Source organism: Streptomyces sp. NPDC046712 (genome assembly GCF_040645695.1).
Lineage (GTDB): Bacteria > Actinomycetota > Actinomycetes > Streptomycetales > Streptomycetaceae > Streptomyces.
Map to the genome: position 1 here is coordinate 61,072 of NZ_JBEYYW010000015.1, position 16,463 is coordinate 77,534.

Genomic DNA, 16,463 nt, shown 5'->3' on the forward strand with positions numbered 1-16,463 from the left:
TTGCCCGCAGAGGAGTTGGGGACACCCGGGTCGTTCACCGCTCCGCCCCGATCCGCCGACGGCACTCCCACGCGAGCGCCGGATAGGCGGCGGCGATCGCCTCGTACAGCCGCCTGCGCAGCAGCCGTTCGGCCTCGGCCCGGCCCGTCGATCCGTACAGGCCGTCGAGCAGCGTCTCGTACCGCGACAGGGCGTGCCACAGGTAGTTCACCTGCCAGCGCACCAGCGCCCCGGCCGCGACTCCTCCCGGGCTGCGGGCCCCGAGCAGATGGCGGTGGCGGACGGCCCGGCGCTCCAACTCGGCAGCCGGCAGCCGCGGCACCTCGATCGGCTCCGCCCGGATCGCGGCGAGCACCGCCTGTCGCCGGGCCTCGGCCCCCGCCTCCGCCGCCGAGGAGCGTCGCCCCGAGGCGGCCGCGCACTGCGTGAACTCGGGCGTCCGCTCCACCGCCTCCACCCGCGCCACGCGGTACAGCCGCACGGGCGCGATCGACCAGCGCCGCGGATCCCGGCCCTGCACATCGGGCGCGCCCAGCAGATCGCGCACCATCGCGTCGGTCCAGCCGCGCGCACGCAGTCCGGCGAGCGTCACATACGTCATACGGTCCGTCATGATTCCCCCTGGATTCGGTCACGGAGAGTGACGGATCCAGTGAAACGCACCCCACTGACAGTCGCCCCCTTGCCCAGCCGCCGGACGCGTGCCATACAGGTCTGGACCATTCCGACGGACGGAGGCATTCCTGTGCAACGCCCGCTCGCCGCAAGCGTGTTGACCGTCGCCGCCCTCTCCCTCGCGGCCTGCTCCGGCGGCCCTGAGAAGGACACCCGCAGCCCCACCACCCCCACCGGAGTCACCGCGTCCGCCGGCAGCGCGAGCACCGTCCACGTCATGTGGAGCGCGGCCGCCGACGACCGCGCCGTCACCGGCTACGAGGTCTACCAGCAGGGCCGCAAGGTGAAGGACCTCCCCGCCACGACGCTCATGACCGACATCGTGAACCTCGCGCCCGCCACCCCGTACACCTTCACCGTCCGCTCCCGCGATGCCGCCGGAAACCGCTCCGCGCCCAGCGCGCCCGTCCCCGCCACCACCCTCGCCGCGACCGCCCAGGACCGCACGCCTCCCACGACCCCGACAGCCCTGCGCGGCACCCCCGACGGAAGCCACGCGGCCACCCTGACCTGGACACCGGCCCGCGACGACACCAGGATCACCGCCTACGACATCTACCAGGCCGACGCCCGCGTCCACACCGTCCCCGGCGCGGCGACCACCGCCCGCATCACCGGCCTGCGCCCCGGCACGGTCTACTCCTTCACCGTCCGCGCCCGGGACGCCGCCGAGAACTCCTCCCCGGACAGCAACCCCGCCGACCTCACCACCACCCCGGCCCCCGGCGCCGCCGCCAACACCGCCCCCACGAACCTCAAGGCGACCGCCACGAAGGGTCACATCACCCTGACCTGGACCCCGCCCAGCACCGGAGCCCCGGTCAAGGAGCACCAGCTCTATCTGAACGAATCCTTCGCCACGACCATCATCTGGGGCACCGACCCCCCACCCGCCCGGGCCACCTACACCTTCACGGTCCCCACCACCCCCGGCACCCGCTACACCCTCAAACTCCGCGCCCGCCTCCCCGACGGCACCTGGGGTGACTTCTCCGCCCAGCGGACCGTTGTCATATGACAGCGCGCCCGTCCACCTCGGCGTACGGAGCACGCCGGAACTACCCTGGGAAAGGTGGCAGGGACCGTGCTCACCAATACCGGGCTCGACGCGTTCCTCGACGGAACCCCGGAGCCCCGTGACCCTTCGTTCGCCCGCGCCGCCGATGCCGTGCTCGGCCTGCTGGCTCTGCGCGGGGCCGATCGCAGGAGCGGGTTGCCCGAGCCGACCGTCGACCTCGTGCGGCATGTGCTGGTCGAGGACGTGCCGGCCTTCGTGTACGCGACGCCCGAGGAGCTGCCGTTCTACCCCGCCGTGCTCGTGGCGCTCACCGAGCGCGTCCGGGAGGCCGGGCGGCTCAACGGGAAGCGGCAGGCGCGGATCGTGGCCGCGATCGAGGAGACCGTGCCCGACTTCGAGCGGGCGATGAAGGATCCCGCCAACCTCACCTGGCAGCGCTGGTACGCCTCGCTGCTGCGGGCCGACGGAGCCGACCCGGGTGACCCCGCCGCCGTCCGCGCCTGGCTCGCCGCCCACGACGGCGTGACCCCGCCGGACGGGCTGCGCAGGGCCGACCTCATGAACAGAAGCGAACTCGCCGACATGCTCCTCGCCGAGGCCCTCACCGGTGCGTACGTACGGGAGGCGGCAGCGCCCTCGCCCGCCGGACCGCTGCTGTCCGACGGGGACGTCTCGCACGGGGTGGGGCGGGTGGCCGGCCGCCTGGTCGACCGCTGGACCGCCGAGGGTCTCGCCGGCGCGCTCGCGGGGCCGTACGCCCATCTCGCCCCCGGCCCGGACGCCTTCCCGCATCTCGTCCTCGCCGACACCCTCCTCGACGAGCACCTGAACTACTACGAGGACTCCTCCGTCCCCCTGCCGCCCCCGCCCGTCGAGGCCCACGACCCCCAGCGGTCCGTCGAGGCCGGCGCCGACCTGCTCGCCGCGGCCGTCGAGGAGATGAAGAGCGAGACGGCCGGTCTGTACGACGGCGAGGCCGCGCATCTGCTGTACGCGCTCTACCAGCGGGGCTCCAGCGCCGAATCGGTCGCCCGCCGGGCCGCCGAGTTCGAGGACTGGCCGGTCGACCCCCGACTGGAGGACGCGCCCGTACTGGTACCGGCGAAGGCCCATGACGCCTATGTGGTCCCGCTCCCCGAGGACCTGTCCCGGCTCCTCGGAACGCCCGTCACGGCCGACGACCGGGCCCGCCTCGAACCGGCAGCCAGAGCCATGGCCGACACCGTCGACCGGCTGGCCGGGACCGGCATGGTCTTCCGTACCGGCGACGCCTTCGGCCTCACCCCGTGGGGTGTCGAGGTCCTGCACTACCTGCTGCGGGTCCGGGGGGTCGCGGCGCCCGACGCCGCGGAGGCCGCGGCCTGGGACGCCCCGACGGTGATCGCGGCGGCCGAGGGCTGGTCCGCCTCCGCCGCCTCGCGCGTCCTGACCGAATGGCTCCACGCGCGCGGGGACGCCGTCGCCGCCTGGTCCCAGCTGCTCACCGCCCTCGGCACCGTCAACGCCGGTACGTACGAGGCCGCCGACACCCGCGCCGTCTTCGGCTTCCTCGACCCGGCCGCCGCCCCCGTCGAGGCCCTGCGCGGAGCCCTCGACGACCCGGTGATGGGTGCGTACGCGTACGGGGTCCTGCGGGCCAGGGGCGAGCCCGCGGACGAGACCCGTGTGCCGCTGTCCGCCCGCGCCGTGCTGATCCTGGACCGGCTCTCCCGCCGCACGGCCGGGCGGGCGGTCCTCGACTCCGCCGCCGAGGGCTGGCCGGGTGGCCTCGGCGCCCTGGTCAAGGAGATGGCGGCCGTCGACCCGTACCGGGCCCGACGGACGCTCGGCACGCTCGGGATCAGCGTTCCCGAGCCGACGACGGGGAAGCCGCGGGCACGGCGCCGGGGCCGGGGGAGGCGCCGCACCCGCTGAGCGACCCCGTGGGGGTCAGGAGAGGGCCGTCAGGAGACGCTCGTCAGATACATCCCGGAGGCCCCGGCGCCGGCCGTGTTGCGGCAGGAGAAGTTCCCGCTCGGCTGCGCGTGGATCAGCGCGAGGCAGCGGCCGAGTGCCAACTGGCCGTAGTAGTTGGGGTGCACGTTCTCCTGGATCGGTCCCTGGGTCTGGTTCTGGTCGATCCAGCGCGCCCACTCGCTCGTCGTCGCCGACGCGGGCACCGTCGAGGTGACCTGCTTACTGGCCTTCGCGCAGACCTCGCGGCCCTGCAGCATGTCCCGCAGATCCATGAACTGCACGCCCTTGGCGGTGGCGACACCCTTGAGGCGGTTGGCGACCTGCGGGACGAGCGAGTCCCGGGCCCAGTCGGAGTCCAGGTTCCAGAACGGGCAGCCGCCCGTGTTGGTGCGGGTCCAGCCGCTCTCCCCGTAGCGGTTGTCCGCGGCGCGCGGGATGGGGGAGGGGTACGACTGGAGCACGATCCGGTAGGAGGAGGCGGCGTACCCGGCGCCGGACATCACCGCCCGGATCTCGTCGACGGACTTGCCGACGCCCGCCATCGCGGCGTCGATCTTCGCGTCGACCTCGGCCTGCTGGTCGTCGTGGCAGTACGAGTACCAGACGATGTAGTCGGTGGCGCAGTTCCGGATGATGTCGGCGAAGCCCAGGTCGTTGCCGCCGATGGACAGCACGATCGTCTTCACGTCGTGGGAGGCCGCGACGGCCGCGAGCTGGTCGGCCTGCGGGGCCTCGCCCTTGTAGGCCTTGCCGCCGTTCGACGCGCGGAAGACGTTCTCGGTCGTGGCACCCGAGCAGGCGAGGTTGATCAGGGCGGAGGCGATCCCGGTGGCGCTCTTCACCTCGGCCGAGTCGGAGCGGTGACAGCCGTTGGCCGCGGTGGTGCCGTAGACCCGCGAGGGATCGTATGCACTTCCGGTCCAGGCCCGGTCGGTTCCGTTGCGACTGCCGCTCGTGGTGAGGCTGTTGCCCTGCCAGCGCCCGGCCTCTCCGGAGATGTAGCTGTCGCCCATCGAGACGACGGCGGTGGGGCCGGAACCGGAACTCGCGAGGGCGGGGGCCGCGCCGAGGGCCGGCAGACCGCCCAGGGCGAGGGTGGCGCCGGCGGTGACGGCGAGAAGTCTTCGGAGCGTGCGGTGGGGGGTTCTGGGCATGGCTGTGTTCTCCTGCGTCGGTGCAGAGGAGCGGGGACAGCCGCCGGCCGGTGGCATGGCGGAATCTCGCATGCCGTGGCTTGTTACCGCTAGGTAGCGTCAGGTTTCACTTTTGTCACATGGCCTGTGAAACGCCATGGAGCGAAACACAGTGGAGCGAAACACCGTGAAGCGAAAAGGGCTCCGCCCCCGGTGCTGTGCGTACACCGGGGGCGGAGCCTGTTGTGGGTCGGAAGCGCTGGTCGGCCGCTGTGCGGTCAGCCGATCAGTCGGCGGTCAGCCGATGAGCCGTTCGTACGCCGGGAGGGTGAGGAAGTCGGCGTAGTCGGCGTCGAGGGAGACGTGCAGCAGCAGGTCGTGGGCCTGCTGCCACTGGCCGGCCGCGAAGGCCTCCTCGCCGATCTCCTCGCGGATCGCGGCCAGTTCCTCCGCCGCGACCTTGCGGGCCAGCTCGGGGGTCGCCTTCTCGCCGTTCTCGAAGACGACGCCCGCGTTGATCCACTGCCAGATCTGCGAGCGCGAGATCTCGGCCGTGGCCGCGTCCTCCATCAGGTTGAAGATGGCGACCGCGCCGAGGCCGCGGAGCCAGGCCTCGATGTAGCGGGTGCCGACCTGGACGGCGTTGCGCAGGCCGTCGTAGGTGGGCTTGGCGTCGAGGGAGTCGATGGCGATCAGGTCGCCGGGCGCCACCGAGACGTCCTCGCGCAGCCGGTCCTTCTGGTTCGGCTTGTCGCCGAGCACCGCGTCGAAGGAGGCCATCGCGATCGGGACCAGGTCCGGGTGGGCGACCCAGGAGCCGTCGAAGCCGTCGCCGGCCTCGCGGTCCTTGTCCGCCTTGACCTTCTCGAAGGCGACCTTGTTGACCTCGGCGTCCTTGCGGGACGGGATGAACGCCGCCATGCCGCCGATCGCGTGCGCCCCGCGCTTGTGGCAGGTGCGGACGAGGAGTTCGGTGTACGCGCGCATGAACGGGGCCGTCATCGTGACCGCGTTGCGGTCCGGGAGTACGAACTTGGCGCCGCCGTCACGGAAGTTCTTGACGATGGAGAAGAGGTAGTCCCAACGGCCGGCGTTGAGGCCCGCCGCGTGGTCGCGGAGCTCGTAGAGGATCTCCTCCATCTCGTACGCGGCCGTGATCGTCTCGATGAGGACGGTGGCGCGGACGGTGCCCTGCGGGATGCCGACGTAGTCCTGGGCGTAGACGAAGATGTCGTTCCAGAGGCGGGCCTCCAGGTGCGACTCCGTCTTCGGGAGGTAGAAGTACGGGCCCTTGCCGAGCTCGATGAGGCGCTTGGCGTTGTGGAAGAAGTACAGGCCGAAGTCCACCAGCGCGCCGGGGACCGGACGGCCCTCGAAGGTCAGGTGGCGCTCCTCCAGATGCCAGCCGCGCGGCCGCATGACGACCGTGGCAAGCTCCTCGGCCGGCTTGAGGGCGTAGGACTTGCCCGACTTCGGGTCCGTGAAGTCGATGTTCCGGGTGTACGCGTCGATCAGGTTGACCTGGCCGAGGACCACGTTCTCCCAGGTGGGGGCCGAGGCGTCCTCGAAGTCGGCGAGCCAGACCTTCGCCCCCGAGTTCAGGGCGTTGATCGTCATCTTGCGGTCGGTCGGACCGGTGATCTCGACACGGCGGTCGTTCAGGGCCGCCGGAGCCGGTGCGACGCGCCAGGAGTCGTCCGCGCGGACGGCGGCGGTCTCCGGGAGGAAGTCGAGGGTCGAGGTACGGGCGATCTCGGCGCGGCGCTCCGCCCGGCGGGCGAGGAGCTCGTCCCGGCGTGGCGTGAACCGCCGGTGCAGCTCCGCCACGAAGGCGAGGGCCGCGTCGGTCAGCACCTCCTCCTGCCTCGGCAGGGGCGCGGCTTCGACGACGGCCAGGGGGGACGGCGCTGGTGCGGACATGAACTGTCACTTCCTTCAGCGGGCTTCACGGGCGGTGCCTTGCGGCCGCCGGGCGTCGCGGTTCGGCACGGAGTGCCGCAGGCGCCGAGATACGACCGCGAGCGCCGTCAGGGGATCAGGCGCTTCTGAACAGTGGATACTAGTTTCCTCATGGTGGAAGTTCAATGGTTTGTTGATGTCGAGATTCTCTGGATCGACAGAAGGTGGCGCTCAGTGCCATGTCCTTCACTCCAGGTGTGCCAGATCTGCCTCGGTGTCGATGTCATAGGGCTCGGCCACATCCGAGCAGTCCACGAGCGTGATCGCATCCCGATGCGCCTTCAGATAGTCACGTGCCCCCTGATCGCCGACCGCACCCGCCGCGATCCCCGCCCAGCGGTCCGCGCCGAACAGCACCGGATGGCCGCGCTTCCCCTCGTACGAAGCCGCCGCGAGGGAATCGCGCGAGCGATACGCCGACCGGACCCGTGCCATCGCGTCGGAGCCGATCCCCGGCTGGTCGACCAGGGAGACCAGCGCGGCGTCCACCGGCAGCGCGTCGGCGGCGAGCGAGGCCAGGCCGGCCCGCAGCGACGACCCCATCCCCTCGGCCCACTCCGGGTTGTCCACCAGGACGCAGCCGGGCAGCTGGGCCCGCTCCCGTACGAGATCGGCCGAGGCGCCGAGCACCACATGGATCACCTCGCAGCCCCCGTCCCGCAGCACGCGCACCGCGTGCTCGACCAGCGGGCGGCCGCGATGGGTCAGGAGCGCCTTGGGGCGGCCGCCGAGCCGCCGGCCGCCGCCCGCGGCGAGCAGCAGACCGGCCACCAGCGGGGTGGTGTGCTGTGTATTCGTCATGCTGACTGCATACCGCATGACACGGACGCCTGAATTGTGTCCGCATGGTGGCGCACCCGGCGCGCGATGGCGTTAACTGGCTCGCGACTCCGGGCGCCCGGCCACTGTTCGACGGGTCAGGCCAGGCGTGGGAGTTCGGCGCACAGTGTCGTGCGAGGGGGAGAACTTTGTTGCGTAGCGTTGGGCAGAGGCGTGTGACAACCGGCAGCGGCGAGGACCCGAGGGTGGCGGAGCTGCGCGCCGCCGTCTCCCGGCTCCGTCGCGAACTCGCGGGCCATCCGGTCGAGTTCACCGACCGGGGCATCGCCGAGGACGAACTGGCCGCGCTGGACGCGATGGCCGCCGGCGGAGTCCCCGAGGTACGGCGGCTGCGCCGCTCCCTGCTGCTGATCGCCGGCTCGATCGGTTCCGTCAGCGCCCTGTCGAACGGCTTGACGGGCGTCCGCAAGGCCGTGGAGCTCTTCGGAGACCCGCCGCGCGAGGCGTGACGCCGCTCCCTGCTCCGGCCTGATCGACGAGACGGCGGTGGCGGACCGGGCGCCCCCTACCGCCGGATCAGGCGGCGCGCCGTCGCCGCCGCCACCGCGGCCGTGCGCGAGTCGACGCCCAGCTTCGCGAAGATGTGCACCAGATGGGACTTCACCGTCGCCTGGCTCAGGAACAGCGCCTTGCTGATCTGCTGGTTCGACAGGCCCTCGCCCACCAGTTGGAGCACCTCCAGCTCCCGTTTCGTCAGCGCCTCCGCGGGGGTCCGCATCCGGTCCATCAGACGGTGCGCCACCGCCGGGGCCAGTGCCGACTGGCCCGCCGCCGCCGTACGGACCGCCGCCGCCAGCTCCTCCGGCGGCGCGTCCTTCAGCAGATAGCCCGAGGCGCCCGCCTCGACCGCCGCCAGGATGTCCGCGTCCGTGTCGTACGTCGTCAGGATCAGGACCCTCGGCCCGCGGGGACGCGCGGTGATCGCCGCCGTGGCCTCCGAGCCGTGCATCCCCGACCCGAACTGCAGGTCCATCAGCACCACGTCCACCCCGCCCGCCGCGGCCAGCTCCCCCGCCAGCTCCACCGCGCGCTCGGCCGTCGCCGCTTCGCCGACCACGGCGAAGTCCGGCTCCGTGTCCAGGACGGCGCGCAGCCCGGCCCGTACCACCGGGTGGTCGTCGGCCAGAAGGAGACGGATCGTCATGTCGATACTCCAGAGGGTCCGGCGGGAAGGGGGAGGGACACGGCGACGGCCGTGCCCTGACCGGGCGCGGACTCCACCGTGAACGTGCCGCCGAGCGACTCCGCCCGCGAACGCATCGCCGGCAGCCCGAACCCGCCCTCCGCGGAGGGCGCGAGCCGCACCGGGTCGAAGCCCTTCCCGTCGTCGACCACGTCCAGCGTCACCGAGGCGTCCATGAACGACAGCGTGATCTCCGTGCGCGCGGCCGAGGCGTGCCGCACCGTGTTCGCGAGCGCCGACTGTGCGATGCGCAGCAGCGCCACCTCGTACGGGGTCGGCAGCTCCACCGGCGTCCCGCTCACCGAGAAGCGCGCCCGCGGCCCGGTCTCCGTCGGCTCGCACAGCCGCTCCAGCGCCGCCGCCAGCGAGCCGTGCTCCAGATCCGCCGGTGACAGGGCCCGTACGAACCGCCGTGCCTCCGCCAGGTTGTCCTGCGCCGCCCGCCGCGCCCGCTCGATGTGCCCGGCCGCCGGTGAACCCTCCGGCAGCGCCCGCTCGGCCGCCCGCAGCAGCAGCTGGATCGAGGACAGCCCCTGCGCCAGCGTGTCGTGGATCTCCCGTGCGAGGCGTTCGCGCTCGGCGAGCGTGCCCGCGTGCCGCTCGGCCGCCGCCAGCTCGGCCCGGGTCGCGATCAGCTCCTCCACCATCCGCCGGCGCCGCTCGCTCTCCCGGTACAGCGCCTGGTACCCGAGCACGGTCGCCACGGCCACCGCCGCGCCGAGCAGCGGCCCGATGAAGACCCCGGGGTTGAGCGGCGCGCCGTGCCGTACGTACGAGAGGATCGCGGCGACCGCCGTCAGGCCGACCGCAGGCAGCGACCAGCGGATGGGCAGCAGATGCAGCTGCAGGAAGTACAGCGGGAAGGCCACCCACAGCCCGTCGGGCGTGGCCCACAGCAGCGCCAGCCAGGACGCGCACAGCAGGCCCAGCCACACCGCGGCCGCCCGCCGCGAGTCCCGTACGGAGTCCCGTACAGACGGCAGCGCGGAACCGGCCGCGTAGACCGCGCCGGTCACCACCGCGAGGGCGACGCCGATCCCCGAGTCCGCCCGGACGGCCGCCAGCGCGAGCAGACCGGCCATGAGCAGATGCAGGCAGAGGCGCAGGGCGCGCAGGGCAGGGGTGAGGGAACGCGGGTCCATGATCTGTCCAGCGTAGGCCGGGGCAGACAATCCGGACTCAACCGAAAGTTTGATTGCGGAGCCATCCGTGGCGCGATGCCGTGGCCCGGCGGGCCCCGGGAAGCTTGGTCCCATGTTCGTGGCATGGAGAGACCTGAGATTCGCCAAGGGGCGATTCACCCTGATGGGCACGGTGATCGTGCTCATCACGCTGCTCGTCGGACTGCTGTCCGGGCTGACCGCCGGGCTGGCCCGCGAGAACATCTCGGCGATCACCGGGCTGCCCGCGGACCGGCTGTCCTTCGCCGCCCCGCCCTCCGGTCAGTCGGTGTCCTTCACCAACTCGACGGTGACGGAGGACGAGTGGCGGCAGTGGGCGGAGCGGCCCGGCGTCACGAGCGCGCAGCCGCTCGGCATCCGCACGCTGAACGCGGCCGCCGGGGACCGCACGGCCGCCGTCTCCGCCTTCGGCACAGAGCCGTCGGCCAATCTCGCCCCCGAGAGCGGCAAGCTCGCGCCCGGCCGGGTCGTGCTCTCCGAGTCCGCCGCCGAGGAACTCGGCGTCGAGGTGGGAGGGGCCGTACGCCTCGGCCCCCTGGAGGCCACCGTCGCGGCCGTGGCGGGCGACGCCTCGTACAGCCACACGCCCGTCGCCTGGACCTCGCTCGACGACTGGCAGAAGCTCGGGCACAACGGCACCGCGCCGGAGGAGCAGGCCACCGTCATCGCGCTGAGCACGACGGGCGAGGCGGATCTCGCCGCCGGTGACAAGGCCGTCGGCACGGAGTCGCGGACCATCGAGGAGTCCCTCACCGCCATAGGGTCCTACCAGGCCGAGAACGGTTCGCTGCAGCTGATGCGGGGCTTCCTCTTCGTGATCTCCGCGCTCGTCATAGGGGCCTTCTTCACCGTCTGGACCATCCAGCGCAGCGGGGACGTGGCCGTCCTGAAGGCGCTCGGCGCCTCGACCCCGTACCTGCTGAAGGACGCCCTCGGGCAGGCGGTGCTGATGCTCTCCGCGGGCACGCTGCTCGGCACGGGCCTCGCGGTCGGCGTCGGCGCGCTGATCAGCGGTGGGGACGTGCCGTTCGTCCTCGAACCGCTGACCGTGCTCGGACCGGCCGCCGTGATGATCGTGCTCGGTGTCCTCGGCTCGGCCCTGTCCATCCGGCGGATCACCGCCGTCGACCCCCTGACCGCGCTCGGGAGCGCCCGATGACTCTGCTGCTCGAAGACGTGACGCTGACGTACCCGGATGGCGACGGGCGGCTCACCGCCCTCGACTCGGTCTCCCTGGAGGTCCCGGCCGGCCGCCTCACCGCGGTCGTCGGCCCCTCCGGCTCCGGCAAGTCCAGCCTGCTGGCGGTGGCCGCGACGCTGGTGACCCCGGACCGGGGGCGGGTCGTGGTGGCCGGTACGGAGACCGGGCCGCTGGATCCGGCCGCCCGGGCGGCGCTGCGGCGCGAGCGGATCGGGATCGTCTTCCAGCAGCCGAACCTGCTGCCGTCGCTGACGGCGGTGGAGCAGCTGCAGGTGATGGCGCATCTGTCGGGTGCCAGGCCGAAGCCGGCACGGGAACGGGCCCTGGCCCTCCTGGACGCGGTCGGCCTCGCGGACCTGGCGGCACGCCGCCCGCACCAGCTCTCGGGCGGCCAGCGCCAGCGCGTCAACATCGCGCGGGCCCTGATGAACGAGCCGTCCGTCCTCCTCGTCGACGAACCGACCAGCGCCCTGGACCACGAGCGGGGCGCCGCGATCGTGGACCTCCTTGCCACCCTGACGCGGGACCGGTCCACGGCGACGGTCCTGGTGACGCACGACCACACCCACCTGTCCCGCACGGACACGACGGTGCTGGTCCAGGACGGCCGGGTCTCGGAACGGGCGCCGGCGATCTGACGCCGAACACGAAGGGCGCCCGGAGCCTCATGGCTCCGGGCGCCCTTCGGCGTCGACTTCGCGGCCTCAGGCCTGCCCGTTCCCCGCCGTGTTCGCCAGGGCCGTCGACAGTTCCTGGGCGACCTCCTGGAGGATCGGGACGATCTTCTCCGTCGCCGCCTCCGTGACGCGGCCCGCCGGGCCCGAGATCGAGATGGCCGCCGCGGTGGGGGAGTTGGGGACCGACACCGCGAGGCAGCGGACCCCTATCTCCTGCTCGTTGTCGTCGACCGCGTACCCGGCGTCCCGTACGGCCGCGAGGGCGTCCAGGAAGCCCTCGGGCGTGGTGATCGTCTTCTCGGTCGCGGCCGGCATGCCGGTACGGGAGAGCAGCGCGCGGACCTCGTCCGCCGGGGTGTAGGCCAGGAGCGCCTTGCCCACGCCCGTGGAGTGCGGCAGCACGCGCCGGCCGACCTCGGTGAACATGCGCATCGAGTGCTTGGACGGCACCTGGGCGACGTACACGATCTCGTCGCCGTCGAGCAGCGCCATGTTCGCGGTCTCGCCCGTCTCCTCGACGAGCCGCGCGAGGTACGGGCGGGCCCAGGTGCCGAGCAGCCGCGAGGCGGACTCGCCCAGGCGGATCAGCCGGGGGCCGAGCGCGTACCGTCGGTTGGGCTGCTGGCGTACGTAACCACAGGCCACGAGCGTGCGCATCAGCCGGTGGATGGTGGGCAGCGGCAGTCCGCTGCTGGCGGAGAGCTCGCTCAGCCCGACCTCGCCCCCGGCGTCGGCCATCCGCTCCAGGAGATCGAAGGCACGCTCAAGGGACTGGACGCCACCGCTCGCGGCGGCGGGCTTGGCGGCGTCGGTGGTGCTGGCGCTGGACGTCGGCACGTCAAGGTCCTTTCGGGGCAGGCGGGCAAGGCAGCAGCCTACCGGGCCCTCCGGTCGGACACACGGTCCCGGTCCCGGCGTACGGGCCGGTCAGGGGGGTGTTTGTCCGGTGTCGGCGGCTGCCCGGTGGCATCCGTCTCCACCCCGCATGTGCGGAGCTACGTTCTACTGTACGAAATTGCCATTCCACTTCATGGAAACATCCAAGTCGGGCGTCGAGCGGGCCGGGTCAACGGGGTCATGCTGGAAGTGTGCCCTTGACGACATGTCGTCCCGAGTGAAGACTCCTTCAACAGTTCGTTGAATTTCTGCTGGAAAGGGGTACGGGTGGACGTCAACCTGGTACTGCGCTCGACTCGCGTCATCACCCCCGAGGGGACCGGACCCGCGTCGATCGCCGTGTCCGGCGGGACCATCGCGGCGGTGCTGCCGTACGACGCCGAGGTACCGGCCGGTGCCCGGCTGGAGGACGTCGGCGACGACGTCGTACTCCCCGGGCTCGTCGACACCCATGTGCATGTGAACGACCCCGGCAGGACGGAGTGGGAGGGCTTCTGGACCGCCACCCGCGCCGCCGCGGCCGGTGGCATCACCACGCTCCTGGACATGCCGCTGAACTCGCTCCCGCCGACCACCACGGTCGAGCACCTGCGGATCAAGCAGGACGTCGCTCGCACCAAGGCGCACATCGACGTCGGCTTCTGGGGCGGCGCGCTGCCCGACAACGTCAAGGACCTGCGCCCGCTGTTCGACGCCGGTGTCTTCGGCTTCAAGTGCTTCCTGTCGCCGTCCGGCGTGGACGAGTTCCCTCAGCTGGACCAGGAGCAGCTGGCGAACTCGCTCGCCGAGATCGCGGGCTTCGACGGCCTGATGATCGTGCACGCCGAGGACCCGCACCACCTCGCCGCCGCGCCCCAGCGGAAGGGTGAGAAGTACGCCGACTTCCTTGCGTCCCGCCCCCGCGACGCCGAGAACACGGCGATCGAGAACCTGATCAACCAGGCCCGCCGGCTCAACGCCCGCGTCCACGTCCTGCACCTGTCCTCCTCCGACGCGCTGCCGCTGATCGCCGCCGCCAAGGCCGAGGGCGTCAAGATCACGGTCGAGTCCTGCCCGCACTTCCTCACCCTCACCGCGGAGGAGGTCCCGGACGGGGCGACCGAGTTCAAGTGCTGCCCGCCGATCCGCGAGGCCTCCAACCAGGACGCCCTGTGGGAGGGTCTGGCCGACGGGACGATCGACTGCATCGTCTCCGACCACTCGCCCTCCACCGCGGACCTGAAGACCCCGGACTTCGCCTCCGCCTGGGGCGGCATCTCCTCCCTCCAGCTCGGCCTGCCGGCGATCTGGACCGAGGCCCGCCGCCGCGGCCGGAGCCTGGAGGACGTGGTCCGCTGGATGTCCGCCGCTCCCGCCCGCCTCGCCGGTCTGGAGCGCAAGGGCGCGATCGAGGCCGGCCGGGACGCCGACTTCGCCGTCCTCGACCCCGACGCGACGTTCACCGTCGACCCGGCCGAGCTCGAGCACCGCAACCGCGTCACCGCGTACGCGGGCAAGACCCTGCACGGTGTCGTGAAGTCCACCTGGCTGCGTGGCGAGCGCATCAACGCCCTCGGCACCCTCACCGAGCCCACGGGCCGACTCCTCGAAAGGAACAACTGACGTGTCCGCCATACCCAGCTTCACCGGTGACGCCAGCCCCTACGGCGGCGGTGACCCGTACGCCGACTACCGCACGGCGGACTTCTCCTTCACGCAGTACGCGGACCTCGCCGACCGCCGTCTCGGCGCCGGTGTGATCGCCGCCAACGACGAGTTCTTCGCCGAGCGCGAGAACATGCTCAAGCCCGAGGCCGCGGAGTTCGACCCCGAGCACTTCGGGCACAAGGGCAAGATCATGGACGGCTGGGAGACCCGCCGCCGCCGCGGTGTCTCGGCCCAGCAGCCGCACCCGACCGAGGACGACCACGACTGGGCGCTCGTACGCCTCGGTGCCCCCGGCGTCGTACGCGGCATCGTCGTCGACACCGCGCACTTCCGCGGCAACTACCCGCAGGCCGTCTCGGTGGAGGCCACCTCCGTGGCCGGCTCGCCCTCGCCCGAGGAACTCCTCGCGGACGACGTGAAGTGGACGACCCTCGTCCCGCGCACCGCCATCGGCGGGCACGCCGCCAACGGCTTCGCCGTCGACGTCGAGCAGCGCTTCACCCACCTGCGCGTCAACCAGCACCCCGACGGCGGCATCGCGCGCCTCCGCGTGTACGGAGAGGTCGCCCCCGACCCGAAGTGGCTCGGCGTGCTCGGCACCTTCGACCTCGCCGCGCTCGAGAACGGCGGCCAGGTCGAGGACGCCTCCGACCGCTTCTACTCCCCGGCGACCAACACCATCCAGCCGGGCCGCTCCCGCAAGATGGACGACGGCTGGGAGACGCGCCGCCGCCGCGACAAGGGCAACGACTGGATCCGCTACAGCCTGGTCGCCGAGTCCGAGATCCGCGCGGTCGAGATCGACACCGCGTACCTCAAGGGCAACAGCGCGGGCTGGGCGGCGCTGTCCGTGGCGGCCGAGGGCTCCGAGGACTGGACCGAGATCCTGCCCCGGACCCGCCTCCAGCCCGACACCAACCACCGCTTCGTGCTCGACACGCCGGCGGTCGGCTCCCGGGTCCGGATCGACATCTACCCCGACGGCGGCATCTCCCGCCTCCGCCTCTTCGGTTCCCTGACCGACGAGGGCTCGGCGCGCCTGACGGCCCGCCACCAGGAACTGGGCGGGTAACGACACCCCGCCCGGCACGCGAGGGCGCACCGGCCCGACAGCACCGGTGCGCCCTCGCGTCTTTTCGTCTGCCCGCGCGCTCTCTCTGCCCGCACGTTCTCTGCCGCGGGCTCGCTCTATGCCGCGGGCGCCGCGTGCCACCGGTGTGGCCTGCGGCCGGCGCCGCGTGCCACCGGTGTCGCCTGCCGCCGGTGCCGCGTACCGCCGGAGCCGCGTCCCCCGTCGGTGGCGCGTGCCGCCGGTGCCGTGTGCCGGTGGGCGCTTACGCCGCGTGGCCGCCGTCCACCGAGAACTCGGCACCCGTCACGTACTCCGCGCCCGGGCCCGCGAGGAACGCCACCATCGCGGCTACCTCGTCCGCCGTGCCGAAGCGGCCCAGGGCCGTCATGTCCGCCTGGCCCTGCGCGTACGGACCGTCCGCCGGGTTCATGTCGGTGTCGATCGGACCAGGGTGGACGATGTTGGCGGTGATGCCGCGCGCGCCCAGTTCCCGTGCGAGCGACTTCGTCAGACCGATGAGCGCCGACTTGCTCGTCGCGTAGAGCGTGCCGCCGGGCCCCGGCACCCGGGCCGTCATGCACGTGCCGATCGTGACGATCCGCCCGCCCCGCTCCATCCGCGCGGCCGCCGCCTGCGAGGCGAGGAAGGCCGCGCGCACGTTCACCGCGAGCACCCGGTCCACGTCCGCGAGGGTCAGCGACTCCACCGGGCCGAGGACCCCGAGGCCCACGCTGTTGACCAGGACGTCGAGCCGGCCCAGGGCGTCGGCCGCCCACTCCACCGCGCCCGCCGCGTCCCCGGCGTCGGCCGCGTCGGCGCGCAGGGGAAGCGCCTTGCGCCCGGCCGCCTCGATCCGCGCTGCGACCTCCTTCGCCCGCTCCTCGCCCGCCACATAGGTGAAGGCCACATCGGCGCCCTCCTGGGCCAGGCGCAGCGCCGTGGCGGCGCCGATCCCGCGGCTGCCACCCGTCACCAGGACCGCCTTGCCGTGCATGCCGTTCGCGTCGTTCGTCGTGGACATCCC

The 16,463-nt window shown here is 72.5% G+C and carries 15 protein-coding genes; 7 read left to right on the forward strand and 8 right to left on the reverse strand.

What is annotated here, in order from left to right; all coding sequences use genetic code 11:
• Positions 1-34: 34 nt before the first annotated feature.
• On the reverse strand, positions 35-613 hold the full coding sequence (locus ABZ939_RS20480) for a hypothetical protein (protein WP_361856793.1): 579 nt from the start codon (positions 611-613) through the stop codon (positions 35-37).
• Between the two features lie 132 nt (positions 614-745).
• Between ABZ939_RS20480 and ABZ939_RS20485 the strand changes: the two genes are divergently transcribed.
• Positions 746-1,693, forward strand: coding sequence for a fibronectin type III domain-containing protein (locus ABZ939_RS20485; protein ID WP_361856796.1), 948 nt, complete (start codon positions 746-748; stop codon positions 1,691-1,693).
• 54 nt (positions 1,694-1,747) lie between these two features.
• A complete protein-coding gene (locus tag ABZ939_RS20490) occupies positions 1,748-3,607 on the forward strand; it encodes a hypothetical protein (RefSeq protein WP_361856799.1) in 1,860 nt (619 codons plus the stop codon).
• A gap of 29 nt (positions 3,608-3,636) precedes the next feature.
• Here ABZ939_RS20490 and ABZ939_RS20495 read toward each other — a convergent pair whose 3' ends face one another.
• From ABZ939_RS20495 to ABZ939_RS20505, 3 genes are all read right to left on the reverse strand, one after another.
• Positions 3,637-4,803, reverse strand: coding sequence for a GDSL-type esterase/lipase family protein (locus ABZ939_RS20495; RefSeq protein ID WP_361856802.1), 1,167 nt, complete (start codon positions 4,801-4,803; stop codon positions 3,637-3,639).
• Between the two features lie 276 nt (positions 4,804-5,079).
• Complete coding sequence (gene aceB / locus ABZ939_RS20500) at positions 5,080-6,702, reverse strand: malate synthase A (RefSeq protein WP_361856805.1); 1,623 nt, start codon at positions 6,700-6,702, stop codon at positions 5,080-5,082.
• Positions 6,703-6,927: 225 nt separating this feature from the next.
• Positions 6,928-7,542, reverse strand: a complete 615-nt coding sequence (locus ABZ939_RS20505; RefSeq protein WP_361856808.1) for a nucleotidyltransferase family protein — start codon at positions 7,540-7,542, stop codon at positions 6,928-6,930.
• A 167-nt stretch (positions 7,543-7,709) separates the two neighbouring features.
• Here ABZ939_RS20505 and ABZ939_RS20510 point away from each other — a divergent pair, with 167 nt between their 5' ends.
• Positions 7,710-8,030, forward strand: a complete 321-nt coding sequence (locus tag ABZ939_RS20510) for a DUF5955 family protein (RefSeq protein ID WP_361856811.1) — start codon at positions 7,710-7,712, stop codon at positions 8,028-8,030.
• Positions 8,031-8,086: 56 nt separating this feature from the next.
• Here ABZ939_RS20510 and ABZ939_RS20515 read toward each other — a convergent pair whose 3' ends face one another.
• Both ABZ939_RS20515 and ABZ939_RS20520 read right to left on the reverse strand, forming a co-directional pair.
• Positions 8,087-8,725, reverse strand: a complete 639-nt coding sequence (locus tag ABZ939_RS20515) for a response regulator transcription factor (RefSeq protein ID WP_361856814.1) — start codon at positions 8,723-8,725, stop codon at positions 8,087-8,089.
• On the reverse strand, positions 8,722-9,906 hold the full coding sequence (locus ABZ939_RS20520) for a sensor histidine kinase (RefSeq protein WP_361856816.1): 1,185 nt from the start codon (positions 9,904-9,906) through the stop codon (positions 8,722-8,724). The genes ABZ939_RS20515 and ABZ939_RS20520 overlap by 4 nt, the downstream gene beginning before the upstream one ends.
• Positions 9,907-10,018: 112 nt before the next feature.
• Here ABZ939_RS20520 and ABZ939_RS20525 point away from each other — a divergent pair, with 112 nt between their 5' ends.
• Both ABZ939_RS20525 and ABZ939_RS20530 read left to right on the forward strand, forming a co-directional pair.
• Positions 10,019-11,104, forward strand: a complete 1,086-nt coding sequence (locus ABZ939_RS20525; protein ID WP_361856818.1) for an FtsX-like permease family protein — start codon at positions 10,019-10,021, stop codon at positions 11,102-11,104.
• Entirely contained in the window at positions 11,101-11,784 is a 684-nt protein-coding gene (locus ABZ939_RS20530) for an ABC transporter ATP-binding protein (RefSeq protein WP_361856821.1), read from the forward strand. The genes ABZ939_RS20525 and ABZ939_RS20530 overlap by 4 nt, the downstream gene beginning before the upstream one ends.
• A 66-nt stretch (positions 11,785-11,850) precedes the next feature.
• Here ABZ939_RS20530 and ABZ939_RS20535 read toward each other — a convergent pair whose 3' ends face one another.
• Positions 11,851-12,660: an IclR family transcriptional regulator gene (locus ABZ939_RS20535; protein WP_361856824.1), complete on the reverse strand. Its 810-nt coding sequence runs from the start codon at positions 12,658-12,660 to the stop codon at positions 11,851-11,853.
• A gap of 327 nt (positions 12,661-12,987) precedes the next feature.
• Between ABZ939_RS20535 and allB the strand changes: the two genes are divergently transcribed.
• On the forward strand, positions 12,988-14,322 hold the full coding sequence (allB, locus tag ABZ939_RS20540) for an allantoinase AllB (protein WP_361856827.1): 1,335 nt from the start codon (positions 12,988-12,990) through the stop codon (positions 14,320-14,322).
• Position 14,323: 1 nt separating this feature from the next.
• Positions 14,324-15,439, forward strand: a complete 1,116-nt coding sequence (gene alc, locus ABZ939_RS20545) for an allantoicase (RefSeq protein WP_361856830.1) — start codon at positions 14,324-14,326, stop codon at positions 15,437-15,439.
• A 262-nt stretch (positions 15,440-15,701) separates the two neighbouring features.
• Here the strand turns inward: alc and ABZ939_RS20550 are convergent, their stop codons facing one another.
• On the reverse strand, positions 15,702-16,460 hold the full coding sequence (locus ABZ939_RS20550) for an SDR family oxidoreductase (RefSeq protein WP_361856833.1): 759 nt from the start codon (positions 16,458-16,460) through the stop codon (positions 15,702-15,704).
• Between the last annotated feature and the right edge of the window lie 3 nt (positions 16,461-16,463).